The organism is Robiginitalea sp. SC105 (assembly GCF_014243345.1).
Lineage (GTDB): Bacteria > Bacteroidota > Bacteroidia > Flavobacteriales > Flavobacteriaceae > Robiginitalea.
Window position 1 is genome coordinate 1222833 of record NZ_JACLZF010000002.1, and the last position, 13905, is coordinate 1236737.

The window sequence follows — 13905 nt, forward strand, 5'->3', positions numbered from 1 at the left end:
CTGTTGCAATAACACTATTCGCCCTAATCCGTATGCCGGCCCAGGAGGACCTGACGGCCGTCCAATGGCAACAGGACCTGGCGCTCCTGAAGCATACGGTCCACACCGACTATCCCTTCCTTTTCAAGAAAATCACCCCGGAGGATTTTGACAGGGCTGTTACCGAATTGGACGAGGCGATCCCACAGCTTGCCCCGCATGAGATCCTGGTAGGCCTGGCCCGGATTGTGGCATCCTTTGGCTACGGGCATACCGTGTTGGGCTACTGGGAGGGGAAAATACCCTATCACGAATTGCCCCTGGTCTTCTACCATTACGATGACGGCATCTATCTGCAGGGCGTGCACCGGGATTACGAGCAACTCGCGGGTGCGCGGCTGCTGGCAATCGAGGGCATGCCGATCGCGGAAGTGCTGGAACGTATGCTTCCGGTAGTACCTGCTGAAAATGAGCAATTTACCAAGGCTTATGGCATCCATTACCTGACCTACCCGGAATTCCTCCACGCCCAGGGGGTGACAGGGTCCCTGAAACAGGAAATCCGGCTCAGCCTCGAAAGAGACGGCAAATTGTTTGAAGCCACAGTAAGGTCCGTACCCGCCGAACGTTTCCCAAGACAATACGGGATGGTGGTCCCGGGGGAGGAATGGGTGGAATCCAGGGACTTGTCCCAGACTCCGCTCTACCTGAAAAACCTGGACAAAATTTACTACTACCAGTACCTGCCCGAAGAAAAAACCGTCTATGTCCGGCACAGCCAGATTCAGGACGAAGAAGGGGAGGACATCCCGGCATTCTACGACCGGTTGTTCCAGTTTATCGAATCCCATGAGGTGGATAAGCTCATCCTGGATGTACGCCTGAACGGCGGGGGCAACAATTACAAAAACAAACCCATTATCAAGGGGATTATCCGCAGCAAAATCGACGCACCCGGCAAGTTTATGGTCATCATCGGCCGGCGCACATTTTCGGCCTGCATGAACCTGGTCAATGAGTTGAGCACCTATACCAATGCCATATTCATCGGGGAACCTACGAGCGAAAATGTCAATTTCTACGGCGACAATCGTCCGGTTACCCTGCCCAACTCCGGAATCAATGCGTATCTCTCCTTTGCCTGGTGGCAGGATAAGCCCCAATGGGAGAATGCCGATTGGCTGGCGCCGCATGTTGCAACAGGAATGACCTTTGAACAGTACCGCAGCAACCAGGACCCCGCCCTGGCGGCAGCACTGGCATTCAACGATTCGACTTTCATTTGCGACCCCATGGAGCATCTGACCAAACTCTTTATGGGAGGCGACCTGGAGGCGGTACGAAAAGAAGCCGCAAAAATGGTGGAAGACCCGGACTACCGGTTTTTTGATTTTGAAGGCGAATTTGATCAGACAGCCGCCCGTCTGATGGAGAGCGGGCGTCTGGACGAAGCGATATACGTCAACAGCCTGAACCTGGAATTTTTCCCGGAATCCCCAGGAGTCTGGTTGCGTCAGGGCGAAATACTGTCCCTGAAAGGCGATTTGGAAGGCGCCAGGGCTGCGTTTGAAAAAGTTCAATCCCTGGCCACGGGCTCCGTTGGAAAGCAGGCAGGGGGGAGATTGGCAGCCCTCAAAGGCCGCTAGGGGCGCAGCGGTAAAAACGAACGTTTTTTTAGGCTGTTTAACCGGTATGTTGGCAAATTGCACGGGAACCCGGTAATTTAAATCTCAGAACACTTTTCTGAGATGAAACGAATATGCTGCGCAGTATGTTGCTGCATGGGGTTTTTTGGGCTGCTTCAGGCCCAAACAGCGCCCCAACTCGATTCCATTCAGCGCGCGGAGGCCGAGGCAGGCCCGGTGATGCTGGAATTCCAACCGGAACACCATGTGCTCAATTCCCTGCGCCGCATTCGCATGGATGAGCTAAAAGCACAGCTGGACACCCTGGATATCCCGGAGGCCAGGCGTTACCGGATCATGCGGGATGCCTATCGGGGGAAGGAATCCCGGCTGCTGGTCAAATACCTTCAAGCAGACCAGGCTGCAGCCCTTCGGGACCCCGAAAATTAATCCGGAGCGGACCCTGGTGGTTTTTAGCAAATAATTGGCAAAGTATTTGCTGTATTCTTCATAATTTCAGTCAATTATGAAGCGATTAAACCGAAATTTCGTCTTTGTGATCCTGTACGGCGTCTGGGTGGCCGCTATTGTGATGCTATTGGGCAGTTGCCAGGCTGCAGCCCCTGTTTCTGCTGAACAGCAGGCGAACTTCGACCGGATGGTGGAGGGGAAGGCGTTGTATTTTGAAGTAGAGCATGTACAGCCCCTGTCGGCCCAGGCCGCTCCGATCCGCAGCGGATCCCGGTATCGCATAAACGTCACCGGGGAAGGGTATTACCTGTCGCTGCAGGGGGATTCCTTAGAAACGTATTTGCCGTATTTCGGGCAACGCTACAATGTCAGTGATTATCAAAACCGCAGCGGCATTGAACTCAATACCAGCGCAGACGATTATCAAGTGGCCCGGACAAACAAGGGATACAGGATGGAGTTTTTCGGACAGGAGGGTTATGAGCGCTTCAGGATGCTGTTAAATGTCCTTCCCAACGGCAGGGCTGAATTGTCCGTCTTCAGCCCGCAGCGCAATGTCATTCGTTTTTCAGGCAACATCAGGGAAATACCTGAAAGGTCGTAGGGGATACCGATAACGAGCCACTGATGATTGTGAATTTTTCTATTTGACATAATATAAATTATAGTACAATTGCCAATTGGCAGTAGAACCGGGAACAGCCCGTTGTTATTCCAATCCTTCCATGACCAGTTGGCTCCTGGAAATACCCATAGCGAACAAATCCGCCTCAACCGCATCCATCATGGCCGGAGGTCCGCACAGATAAACCTTTTTGCCGGCACCGGCATCCAGGTTTTTTTCGCTGAGGAACTCCCGGTTGATGTATCCTTGCGGAAAATCCGGATGGTCCTCCTCAGAGAGGATATTGTAGAAATCATCGCCCAGCCAGGCCCTCAGGTTTTTTTGATATATAATATCCCGTTCGGATTTATTCCCGAAAAATAATTTATGCCCTGCCAATTTTCCCTGGCGCTTAAGGTCCTTTAAGATGGCGATGAAAGGCGTGATTCCGGCACCGCCGGCAATGAACGCCCCGGGCCCGTCGTACTTTATTGCGCCCCAGGAGTCGCCGATTGCCAGTGAATCACCGGTTTCGAGTTCCCCGAGGTTTTCGGTCATCCCGTCATGTGACGGGTACATTTTTATGGTGAATTCCAATTCCGTGTCCCCGGGCAGGCTTGTAAAGGTAAACGGTCGCTTTTCTTCCGGGATCCCTTCCTTTTTTATCGACAGCTCTGTGGCCTGCCCCGGCTCAAATGCATATCCGGCTGGCTTGTCGGCGACAATCCGCAGGACATCGTGCGTTACTGGTTCTATTTTTCTGATAGTTATGGTATGATCCATTCAATGGGTTTTGCGGTCAGGTTCTAATAGAACTTAAGGAATTTTTTTGCCGCTGCCTGTTAATGAAATGTTTAATCCAAGCGTTTACCCCGCAAGGTACTGTCCAATCTCAAAACGAGGTCCTTTATGCCGGATCGGGCCTTTCATGCCGGGTCACGATATCAATCATAGTATTTCATCAATTCCTCCAGCGTATTGGCCCTGTCGTCCCAGTACTGACGCAACGGTTGGATAAAGTCGGCGATTTCCCGGACTTTCCCCGGGTTGAGGCTGTACAGGATTTCCCGCCCCTGCCTTTTTTGATCCAGGAGCCCGCATTCCAAAAGGATCTTCAGGTGCCTGGAGATCGTCTGTCGCGCAGAATCAAAATGCAGGGCAATTTCCCCGGATGCCATCGCCTCAGGGGCTATTATTTTTAGGATTTCCCTCCTTGTCGGATCGGCAATTCCCTGAAAAACGTCCCTTCTGAGGTCCATAAGCCATATATCTGCAGCAAATATACATGAAGCCATTCAGCTTCGCAAATAATACCATAAATAAAGGGCTGAGAGCCTATGTCCAAGGACTTCTTACCGGCCTTGTGAATAAAAAAATCGGGCCTGGAAGCCCGATTTAAACTGATGCCTGGTGGATGGTGCTCAGTCGGTTCCTGCGGTGGACATTCCAGGGCCGTTGTAATCATTCAGCATCTTCAGGAATGCCTTTTCATATTCCTGATTGACGATCACCCCGAATTTCTGGCGCTCCACAAACTGGTCCCGGAAACCGTAATGATTTTGATCGTAATTGGTGCGTACCCGGTCGTCGTCACCAATGAGGGTCAGCAGATTGGCACTTTGAAGGTTCCGGGGATTCTTGTGCTCACCAACCTTTTGAACAAGGATTTGAAAATTGTCCCGGATATAATCTATCAGCAGGTAATCCTTGTTCATTTTGCTTTCAAAGACCACATCGGCCAGCTCATGGGATATCTTGCCCGTGGTATGGCTGTAAAGTTTATAGGCTTTGACCTTGCCGTCTGCAATGCGCTCGAGGCACAATTTCTTTGGGAGCATGCCCAGTTTTTTCTTGGTCAGGTCCGCATAGGACACTACCTCGAAAACCTTGCCGTTTTCCAGCGTAAAGCCTTCAAATTTGCTGAGCTTCAGCTTTATCTTGTGCTTATTTTTTAATTTTCCCGTCTTCTGCCACTTTAAAAAGGCATCTTCCTCGATATAGGTAATGTCCTCCTGGAATCTTTGGGGAAACCGGAAGTCGATCTGTATATAGGCATCCAGCACCTTGCGCTTATTGATTTGGATCTTCCCTTTTTCATACAGGGACTGAGCAGGTGCCTGAATGGAAAATGCAAATGCACCCAAACGGAATGGCTTTAAGGCCCAAAGGATAACCCGGTGGCAATTGCTGGAGTTCAGCGGTCCTGGTGGTGAAAAAAAATCTCAGGAAAGGCTTTGGATCACCTCCAGGGCCTGGTCGATCTCGGATTTGGAATTGTAGATGTGTACGGAATGCCGGATCATCCGTTCCCCGACCGAACGCGGTTGCAGCCGTTTCTTTTCCCACATCGTCCGTTGGAGGTCCGGGCCGGAAATACCGGAGACTTCATAGGTTGTAATGCCTGCGGCCAGTTCCTCGTTGGTGGATGAATGGATTGTCACGTTCGGGAGGGCTTTCAGGCCGTTTCTCAAATACATCCCCAATTCCTTGATTCGCTCCAGCCAGGCCGCCTCCCCTATCGTATTGAAGAAGTCCACTGCCGCCGAATACCCGACCATTTGGGCCGGGTTGCCCGTGCCGTTTTGCATAAGCCGGAAACCGGGGTCTTCCTGGTTGTCCCAGTTATAGCTTGCCAGCGTGCTCCAGATGCTCCCGGAAACGTTTTTGTTCACGTAGAGCAGTCCGCTGCCCGGGGGTGCCAGCAGCCACTTGTGCAGGCTCGAATAATAGGCATCGCACCCGATATCCGCTACGTCAACCGCCACGTGCCCCACGCACTGGGCCCCGTCCAGTACCGTGAAGATACCCCGCCTGCGCGCTTCCTCACAAATGGCTTTAACCGGCATCACCGTGCCATAGCCCGATACGATGTGTGGTATTGCGATCACCCGGGTTCTCGGGGTGACTTCCCGGAATATGGCATCGACAATTTCCCCCGGGTCGTTGGCGGGTTCCGGCAACAGGGCCTGCTTATAGACGCATCCCTTCCGCTTGGCCAGCAACTGCCAGGCTCCAAATCCCCCGCCATGCTCCTGGTTGGTGTTCAGCAGCTCATCCCCTGCCCCGAGTTCCAGCCCCATCCCGACAAAGTTCATCCCCACGGTCGCATTCTGCGTGATGGAAATTTCCCTGTAATCGCAATTGACGATCCTAGCGAGACGTTCCCGTAAATCGACGTACGGGAAGTAGCCGCTCAGGAGTTCGGGGCCAGAACCATCCTTATAATCGACGGTGGCCGCCTCCGTATTCCAGTAGAGCATGTGCTGGATCATTTTTTCCAATACATACCCCGGTGTCGGGCCCATTGTGCCGTTGTTGAAATAGGTTTGGCCCTCCTTCAGCGGAAACTGCCTGCGCACGAGGTCCCAATAGGCATCCCCTTTCTCAGGGGCATTTACCAGGCGCTCCAGCGACCAGTTGCGTTTTGGATCAAAATGCAGGAATGGCAGGGCCAGCGAGGCCAGGGAGCCGTTCCTGAGGAATTCCCGACGGGTTTTCATGGACATTGGTTTTGAGGTTGATTGGATTTAAAAATAGCGAAAAATCGCTTCCCCGGCCTGTCTGAAAAATACGATCCACCTCAACGATTCGATCGTCCTGCTATCCTTCAGGATTCCGCTTCTTTTGCTATCTTCAAAAAAACTTAAATCTGATGCGCTGCTACTTCATTTACCTATTTGTGCTTATGGCACTGACAATTTCGCCCGTTGTTTCCTCCCAGGAGGTGCCCAGGGTGGCCTTTGACCAGGATAAGGACCTCCTGCTGGCAAATTTCGATTGCAAAACGGACATAGACGACCTGCATTCGGTTGCAGCCATGGCGACCCTGCTCCGGCATCCCAATTTCAATGGCGTGCACGCTTACGCAGTTGCTGGTGCCTATGGCGTACAGGAAGGATTGTACGTGCCGCCGAACCCCCTGTTTGATGTGGCCTTCGGGGACCAATGGTCCGATGCGCATGCGGATTTCGGGCGTGCCTTGCTGGAGGTGTACATCCAGGCAAAGGAAACCCTCGACGCGGGGGGAGACATATGGATACCCGAAGCCGGCCAGTCCGACTTTTCAGCAGCCCTGCTGCGGCAGATCCGCGAAAGGAATCCGGACCTCGATACCCGGAACAGGATCCACATCGTTCAGCACAGCGACTGGAACGAAGAGGTGACATCCCAGGAGAGCCTGTCGTATGTCAAGCAATTTGCGGATTATATCAAGATTCCGGACGGCAATGCCGTGGACAATGGTTCCCCGGGGTTTCGCTCCGATGAGGCCATTCCCCTGGGCAACTACCTTAAAGACCCGGAACTGGAAGGTATCTGGGAATTGGCGATCGAACTCGGCCACCGGTATAACGGCATGGACGGGCGCTATCTCAATACCTCCGTTCAGGCGGGCGGGCTGGATTTTTCAGATCTGTCAGAAACCTGTTATATTCTGGGGATTGAGGGCATCCGCGACGGGCTCGATTTCTTCAGGACCTACGGGCAGTAATTTCGGACAAACCATAAAAAAACCGCCCGGAAGCGCCGGGCGGTTACATATTCATAAAGGGCGGTCCTATTATTTGATCTCCACCACTTCCAGGTCAAACACCAGGTCCTGCCCGGCCAGCGGGTGGTTGGCATCTACCACAATACTATCTTCGTTTACTTCGGCAACACGGAGTTGGCGTTCCGAGCCGTCCTGCCCGCGGGCTACAAGGCCCATCCCCACAGAAGGCTCAATGTTTTCCGGCAGTTCGGTTTTGGGTACGGATTGGAAAAGTTCCTTCCGTATTTCGCCGTATGCCTCTTCCTTCGGAATGGTAATGGTTTTCTTTTCATTGACCGACATGTCCACGAGTCCTTTTTCAAATCCCGGGATCAGGCTGCCTTCTCCGAGCTTGACTTCCAGGGGCTCCCGTTCCAGGGAGCTGTCGAAGACTTCCCCGTTGGTCAATTTCCCGGTGTAATGTACCCGGACCATATCATTCGCTTTAACTTTACTCATAACTGAATTTTATATGCTGAATTTTTGCTAATGAGTTGCAAAGGTAGTGGTACTAAATGGGTTAGACGAATAAATCCCCGATTTTTAGCCTTTTTGGGGGGAAATGCCGCAAGGGCTATGGCCGGTTTTTACGGGTAAAGGGGACAAACCGGACGGCCATCAGGGATTCCTGCACCACCTTGCCATTCCTTCTTTTTTTCAGGAGTACCAGGTCCCTGACCCCCCGGTGGGGGCCCACTGGGATGACCATCCGCCCCCCTGCTGCCAACTGATCCACCAATGGCTGCGGGATTTCCTCTGCACCGGCCGTTACGATGATTGCATCAAACGGGGCTTCTTCGGGCCAGCCGTTGTATCCATCTCCTATCCGGGTTTGGACCTTCCCGTATCCCAATTCCTGCAGCCGCGTCCTGGCGGCTTCCCCCAGGGGTTCCACAATTTCAATGGTATATACAGAATCGGTCAGCTGGGATAAAACGGCTGCCTGATAGCCCGAACCGGTGCCTATTTCCAGGACTTTATCCCCCCGACCCAGGTGGAGTGCCTGCGTCATAAACGCGACCATGTAAGGCTGGGAAATGGTTTGCCCCTCGCCTATCGGCAGCGGGGTATCTTCATAGGCGTTTCGTTGCCGGGCCTCCGGCACAAAAAGGTGTCGGGGTACCCGGCGCATGGCCCGTAGCACGGCAGCGCTCCCGATATCCCGCCCTGCCAGCTGTTCCCGCACCATGCGCTCCCGAAGTTCTGCGTAGTCGGGCTGGCCACGGGCCGAATTAAGAAAACCCAAACAGAGTAGCACCAGGACGTAGTATTTCATGGGATTCGTATACCAATAAGTTACGAAAACTCACGGAAATTTCTGAATCCAGAGGGCTTGATAGCAGGTATCAAACCGGCACGGATCCATCCCGGGCCGCCGGAATCTGCTGGCTCAGGCAATGGAGGGTGCCAAAACCCCAGATAAGGTCAGTACACCCCATGCCAATTACCTCCCGCCCCGGAAAGCATCCGGCCAGTGTATTCAGAGCGATGCGATCCATGGGATCATTGAAGGTTGGAACAAGAACTAATTTATTTAATATCAAAAAGTTGGCATAGCTTGATGGAAGTGAAACTTCATCAAAAAGGATTTCACGGGGTACCGGCAGGGCCACGAGGTTTGGCTTCCTTCCGGTTTCCAATCTTGCATTTTCCAGCCTTGCCCAGTTGTCTTCCAGTGCATGGTAGTTGGGGCTTTCCGGATCCTGGTCCCGGATGGCGACAATGGTATCGGCAGAGACAAAACGGGCGAGGTCATCGATATGGCCGTGGGTGTCGTCCCCGGCAACCCCGTTTCCCAGCCAGATGGTGTTGGTCACCCCCAGGTACTCCCGGAAAACGGCTTCGTAATCCGATTTGCCAAACCCTGGGTTCCGCACCTGTATCTCGGGGTGGAGCAGGCATTCCTCCGTCGTCAGCAAGCTGCCCTGGCCGTTGACATCGATGGCTCCGCCCTCAAGCACCACGGGTTTGCCCTTGTGGGTAACCTGTGACAGGCCCAGCCCGAGGTGTCCGGCAACGGCCGCCGGCACCCCCCTGTCGTATTTAAAATTCCGGTATTTGGCCCAGGCGTTGAAATGGAAGGCCAGTGCCTCCCTCCTGCCCGCGTGCTCCACGATAATCGGCCCGGAATCCCGCATCCAGCTCCGGTCGGTTCGCCTGGTGATGAAGGACACGCGTCGCATGGGAACATGCGCCTTTTCGAGCATCCGGGTAACCCGTTCCTCCTGGGTAGGGTCCCTGACAATCAGGAAGACGGTTTCCCAACGGGTTATTTTCAAAATGAATTCCACAAACGCCCATTGGATGGCGCCGTACTTGCCCGGCCAGTCCCGGCCATTATGCGGAAAGCACAACAAAATACCCTCCTGCGGCTCCCATTCCGCCGGCATCCGCCTCATGGCCGGAGGGAACGTTGGGTAAGGTCCCCATAGGCATCGATGCGCCTGTCGCGGAAAAAGGGCCAGTTCTGCCGGACATCCTCCTGGAGGCTGAGGTCGACTTCGGCGAGCAGCAGCTCCTCCCTGTCATGGGAGGCCTGGGCCAGTATTTCGCCCTGGGGCCCGGCGATAAAGGAGGCTCCCCAGAATTCGATCCCCGCCGTTCCCGGCAGGTATTTTTCAAGGCCAATCCGGTTTGCCGCTGCCACATAGATCCCATTGGCCACGGCATGTCCTTTCATGACGTTCATCCAGGCCCCGTACTGCCGTTCGCCAAAAGCCTCCTTTTCGTGGGGGTGCCAGCCGATGGCGGTGGGATAGAACAGGACATCGGCCCCCTTGAGGGCCGTAAGCCGCGCTGCTTCCGGGTACCACTGGTCCCAGCAGATAAGGGTGCCGATATTCCCTTTCCGGGTCGGGGTATTCATAAAACCGAGGTCTCCTGGGGTGAAATAGAACTTTTCGTAATAATGCGGGTCGTCCGGGATGTGCATTTTGCGGTAGAGCCCGGCCTTCTTGCCGTCCGAATCAATGATCAGGGCGCTGTTGTGATAGATTCCCGACATCCGTTTTTCGAAAAACGGTACGATCACCACAACCCCCAGCTCACCGGCCAGCCTGCTGAAACTCTGGTATGACGGGCCGTCCTGGGGTTCGGCCAGGGCAAAGTTCCCGGTATCCTCGCTTTGGCAGAAATAATGGCTCGAGTACAACTCCGGGAGGCAGACCACCTCTGCCCCTTCCTTAGCTGCCTTTCTTACCCAATGCAGGCATTTTTCGAGGTTGGCTTCCGGGGTATCATTGAGGTTTAATTGTACTACGGAAATTCTGTAATTCTTCATCGGATTTGTTTTGCAACCCAAAAGTAGCGAAATATCCGCTCCCGATACAGTCCTTTCAAGGGAAGCGCCAATCCCCGGGGTTTCAATCGGCGCATCGCTTACAGGGGGCAAAAAATGGAAACCCGTTAGGGATTAAATTTTATATTTACCCGACTAACGAACTGATCAAAAATGAAGATTTTCCGGCTTATCTGCCTGGCGATTTCAGGCCTGTGGGCGCAATATCCCATGGTTGCCCAGCAAGGCACCCAATCCGACACGACCTCCAATCAGGCCCCCTCCTACCAGGCCGTTTCCCTGGACCAGGAGCCCGCCCTGGACGGGGACGTACTCGACGACCCGGTCTGGCAGGCCGTACCCGCCATTGAGGACCTCCGGCAAATCCGGCCCAACTACGGGCAACCCGTATCGGAACGTACGGCCGTGCGGGTGGCCTTCTCCCAATCCACGTTTTACGTGGCCGTTGTTTGTTATGATACGGAACCGGACCGCATCGTGGTTTCGGATTCGAGAAGGGATGCCGACCTGAATGACGAGGACAGCTTCCTTTTTATCATCGATACGTACAACGACCGGCAGAACGGCTTCCTTTTCGGGACGAACCCCCAGGGAATGGAATACGACGCCCAGATAAACAATGAGGGCAAGGGGAATTTCAATGCCAACCGGCAACAGGGCGGTGTAATCGGCGGGACAAACCTCAATTGGGATGCAGCATGGACGGTTCGCACCCGGGTGGGTGACTTCGGCTGGAGCGCGGAATTTGCAATTCCCTTCCGCTCCCTGCGTTTTGCCAGCGGGTCAGCAAAGAGCTGGGGGCTGAATTTTCAGCGGAACATTGCCAAACGCACCGAAACGGCTTATTGGACCACACTCCCCCTGGGCTTTGACCTCAAGCGGCTCTCCCTGGCCGGGCAGCTTACCGGGCTGGACCTGGTAAGCCCGGGCAACCTGAAGCTCATCCCATACGTACTTGGGCAATTGAGCCGCGACCGCAGCACGGACCCCACCGAAACCAACACGGATTTTGAAGCCGGGGCCGACATCAAATACAGCATTACCCCCGGGCTGACCCTGGACCTGACCTATAATACCGACTTTGCCCAGGTGGAGGTGGACGACCAGCAGGTAAACCTGGACCGCTTTAACCTGTTCTTTCCCGAAAAGCGCGCTTTTTTCCTGGAGAACGCCGGACAATTCACCGTGGGGAGCCCAGGGGAGGTGGACTTGTTTTTCAGCCGGCGCATCGGCCTGGCAGATGATGGCAGCGTGGTCCCGATTATCGGGGGTGCAAGGCTTTCGGGCAAGGTCGGGAGTACCAATGTCGGCCTGCTCAGCATGTTCACCGAGTCGGTGGACGAAGCCGGTATCGAAGAGAACAATTTTTCCGTGGCCCGCGTAAACCACAACTTTCCGGGGACCCGGTCTTCCCTCGGGGGGATCTTTGTGAGCCGGTCCGGGTTGGGGGCCACCGAAGACGACTACAACCGGGTTTATGCGATTGACGGGAAATGGGGCATCGGCAACAAGGCAGAAGTAAACGGCTATGTGGCCAAAAGCACCACCCCGGGTGTCGAATCCAACGACCACGCCTTTAAGCTGCTTGCCAATTATGAATGGGGCGGCTGGAATCTCAGTGCAGGATACACCGAAGTAGGGGAAGGCTTTAACCCGGAAGTCGGCTTCCTGCAGCGCACCGCATTCCGCAAACCCGAATTGCTCATATTCAAGGCACATCGGTTCAAGGACGCCGGGCAGTTGCTGGAAATACGCCCGCACACCTCCTACAGGGGGTACTGGGGATTTGACGGCAACCAGCAAACCGGTTTCTGGCATATCGACAACCACTGGGTTTTCCGGAGCGGCTTCGAGGTACATACGGGAATCAACCTGACCTATGAGCAGGTTTTTCAGCCATTTGAAATTGCGGGGGTGAACGTTCCGGTGGGCGAATATCCGAACGAGGAACTGCAGCTGGTGGTTATTACAAACCCCAACAATGCGTTCTCCCTTAGTACGCGCACCTTTATCGGGGGGTATTTTGACGGGAAGCGCGTCAGCAACAGCGGCACGGCAAACTACCGCGTGGGGGACAAATTCGTATCCTCCCTCACCTTCAGCCACAACGACATCAGCCTGGGTAGCGGGGATGTGACCGCTGTAGTGGGCGGGTTGCGTCTGGCCTATTCCTTTACCCCCCGCCTGTTCATACAGAGCCTGATCCAGCGGAACAACGTGTCCAACATCACCTCCGTCAATGCGCGCCTGGGATGGCTGCAAAGTGCCAATACGGGCTTGTTTGTGGTATTCAACGTGGTCCGGGACGACGACCTGATCGATGCGCTGGACAACCAGGTGGTAACCATTAAATACACCCATCAATTCGACATCCTGAATTAGGAGTCTTTCGAATAAAGAATCTTGTATTTAAGCATATTACAAGGACTACCTGAAATTTTGATTCAATCTTTTTCAGGGTCCTCGGAAACGGGCTGGACCCTCCGGAAACGCCGGAGCCCAATCGTTTTATGGCGGGTACTGATAAAATAGACGCCCGTTAAGAGGATGAGAGCGGCAATGACCGATTGCAGGGTGATCGGTTCATCGAGAAAATACCATCCGAGGAGCATGGCCACAATGGGGTTTACATAGGTGTTGGTGGAGACTTTTTCCGGGGAAACCACCCGAAGCAGGAAATTGAAGGAAGTGAACGCCACGATACTGCCAAAGAAGATCAGAAGCAACATCGCCCAATAGGTATCTGCTTCCCAGGCCAGCGGGTTATCCCAGGGTTCCCTGAAGACGAGGCTCATCAGGAGCAACAGCACCCCGCCGGTCAGCATCTGGTAACCCGTATTCACGAAATAATTGGCGGGAAGGTCCGCGGTGCCCACAAACAGGCTGCCATAGGCCCAGGCCACCATTGCAGCAAATATCATGGCGATGCCAATCCAGGCGTTCTCATGCCGCATGGTGGCGTCCTGGCTGACCAGCAGGTAGATACCGGCAACCCCTAGGGCAACCCCGACCAGTGACATCGGGCGTAGCCGTTGCCCCCGGAGCAGCCACATCAGCAACATGATCAGCAGGGGTTGTGCGGAGATGATCAGGGCGGCAAAGTTGGTGTCCACGAATTTCAGCGCCCATACAACAATGCCATTGCCAAAACTAAGGAAGAGGAACCCCCCAATAACCGTATTGAGCAACTGGCGCCGGGTGATCCGCAGGCTTTTCCGCATGATGGCTGCTATCCCAAATATGATCAGCCCGGCAATCACAAACCGTATCCCCGCCAGCAAAAAGGGCGGTAATTCGTCTACCGCTATCTTGTTGAGCAGATAGGTTGACCCCCATATCACATAGATCGCAAAGAAGGCGGCAATGATAAGCGGGGTCTGGGAGCGCGTTTCCATGGCGC

At 54.1% G+C, this 13905-nt stretch carries 14 protein-coding genes; 5 read left to right on the plus strand and 9 right to left on the minus strand.

The genetic code is table 11. From position 1 onward, the window contains the following. The first annotated feature begins 32 nt into the window (after nucleotides 1-32). From H7F20_RS14410 to H7F20_RS14420, 3 genes are all read left to right on the plus strand, one after another. The gene (locus H7F20_RS14410) at nucleotides 33-1625 is read left to right on the plus strand and encodes a hypothetical protein (RefSeq protein ID WP_255444107.1); all 1593 of its coding nucleotides are present in this window, start codon (nucleotides 33-35) and stop codon (nucleotides 1623-1625) included. Nucleotides 1626-1727: 102 nt separating this feature from the next. Continuing rightward, the gene (locus tag H7F20_RS14415; RefSeq protein ID WP_185786864.1) at nucleotides 1728-2054 is read left to right on the plus strand and encodes a hypothetical protein; all 327 of its coding nucleotides are present in this window, start codon (nucleotides 1728-1730) and stop codon (nucleotides 2052-2054) included. A 76-nt stretch (nucleotides 2055-2130) separates the two neighbouring features. Next, nucleotides 2131-2679 carry a DUF4251 domain-containing protein gene (locus H7F20_RS14420; protein WP_185786865.1) on the plus strand — a complete coding sequence of 183 codons (549 nt, stop codon included), beginning with the start codon at nucleotides 2131-2133 and terminating at the stop codon, nucleotides 2677-2679. Nucleotides 2680-2784: 105 nt separating this feature from the next. On the opposite strand, the gene H7F20_RS14425 is transcribed toward H7F20_RS14420, so the two are convergent. The 4 genes from H7F20_RS14425 to H7F20_RS14440 all read right to left on the minus strand — a co-directional run bounded on the left by H7F20_RS14425 (nucleotide 2785) and on the right by H7F20_RS14440 (nucleotide 6179). Continuing rightward, nucleotides 2785-3462, minus strand: a complete 678-nt coding sequence (locus H7F20_RS14425) for a flavodoxin reductase (RefSeq protein WP_185786866.1) — start codon at nucleotides 3460-3462, stop codon at nucleotides 2785-2787. Nucleotides 3463-3623: 161 nt separating this feature from the next. Next, on the minus strand, nucleotides 3624-3938 hold the full coding sequence (locus H7F20_RS14430) for a helix-turn-helix transcriptional regulator (RefSeq protein ID WP_185786867.1): 315 nt from the start codon (nucleotides 3936-3938) through the stop codon (nucleotides 3624-3626). A 162-nt stretch (nucleotides 3939-4100) separates the two neighbouring features. Further along, on the minus strand, nucleotides 4101-4823 hold the full coding sequence (locus H7F20_RS14435) for a hypothetical protein (protein ID WP_185786868.1): 723 nt from the start codon (nucleotides 4821-4823) through the stop codon (nucleotides 4101-4103). Between the two features lie 78 nt (nucleotides 4824-4901). Continuing rightward, entirely contained in the window at nucleotides 4902-6179 is a 1278-nt protein-coding gene (locus H7F20_RS14440; protein ID WP_185786869.1) for an aminotransferase class V-fold PLP-dependent enzyme, read from the minus strand. Between the two features lie 185 nt (nucleotides 6180-6364). On the opposite strand from H7F20_RS14440, the gene H7F20_RS14445 reads away from it, so the two are divergent. Beyond that, a complete protein-coding gene (locus tag H7F20_RS14445) occupies nucleotides 6365-7168 on the plus strand; it encodes a hypothetical protein (protein WP_221898785.1) in 804 nt (267 codons plus the stop codon). 69 nt (nucleotides 7169-7237) lie between these two features. Here the strand turns inward: H7F20_RS14445 and H7F20_RS14450 are convergent, their stop codons facing one another. From H7F20_RS14450 to H7F20_RS14465, 4 genes are all read right to left on the minus strand, one after another. Beyond that, nucleotides 7238-7666: a peptidylprolyl isomerase gene (locus tag H7F20_RS14450; RefSeq protein ID WP_185786871.1), complete on the minus strand. Its 429-nt coding sequence runs from the start codon at nucleotides 7664-7666 to the stop codon at nucleotides 7238-7240. Between the two features lie 115 nt (nucleotides 7667-7781). Next, nucleotides 7782-8396 carry a protein-L-isoaspartate(D-aspartate) O-methyltransferase gene (locus H7F20_RS14455; protein ID WP_370588530.1) on the minus strand — a complete coding sequence of 205 codons (615 nt, stop codon included), beginning with the start codon at nucleotides 8394-8396 and terminating at the stop codon, nucleotides 7782-7784. Nucleotides 8397-8553: 157 nt separating this feature from the next. Further along, nucleotides 8554-9606: an agmatine/peptidylarginine deiminase gene (locus tag H7F20_RS14460; RefSeq protein ID WP_185786873.1), complete on the minus strand. Its 1053-nt coding sequence runs from the start codon at nucleotides 9604-9606 to the stop codon at nucleotides 8554-8556. After that, complete coding sequence (locus tag H7F20_RS14465) at nucleotides 9603-10487, minus strand: carbon-nitrogen hydrolase (RefSeq protein ID WP_185786874.1); 885 nt, start codon at nucleotides 10485-10487, stop codon at nucleotides 9603-9605. Before H7F20_RS14465 ends, H7F20_RS14460 begins: the two co-directional genes overlap by 4 nt. A gap of 171 nt (nucleotides 10488-10658) precedes the next feature. Here H7F20_RS14465 and H7F20_RS14470 point away from each other — a divergent pair, with 171 nt between their 5' ends. Further along, complete coding sequence (locus H7F20_RS14470) at nucleotides 10659-12887, plus strand: DUF5916 domain-containing protein (protein WP_185786875.1); 2229 nt, start codon at nucleotides 10659-10661, stop codon at nucleotides 12885-12887. Nucleotides 12888-12949: 62 nt separating this feature from the next. Here H7F20_RS14470 and H7F20_RS14475 read toward each other — a convergent pair whose 3' ends face one another. Beyond that, a complete protein-coding gene (locus H7F20_RS14475; protein ID WP_185786876.1) occupies nucleotides 12950-13900 on the minus strand; it encodes an EamA family transporter in 951 nt (316 codons plus the stop codon). Nucleotides 13901-13905: the final 5 nt, after the last annotated feature.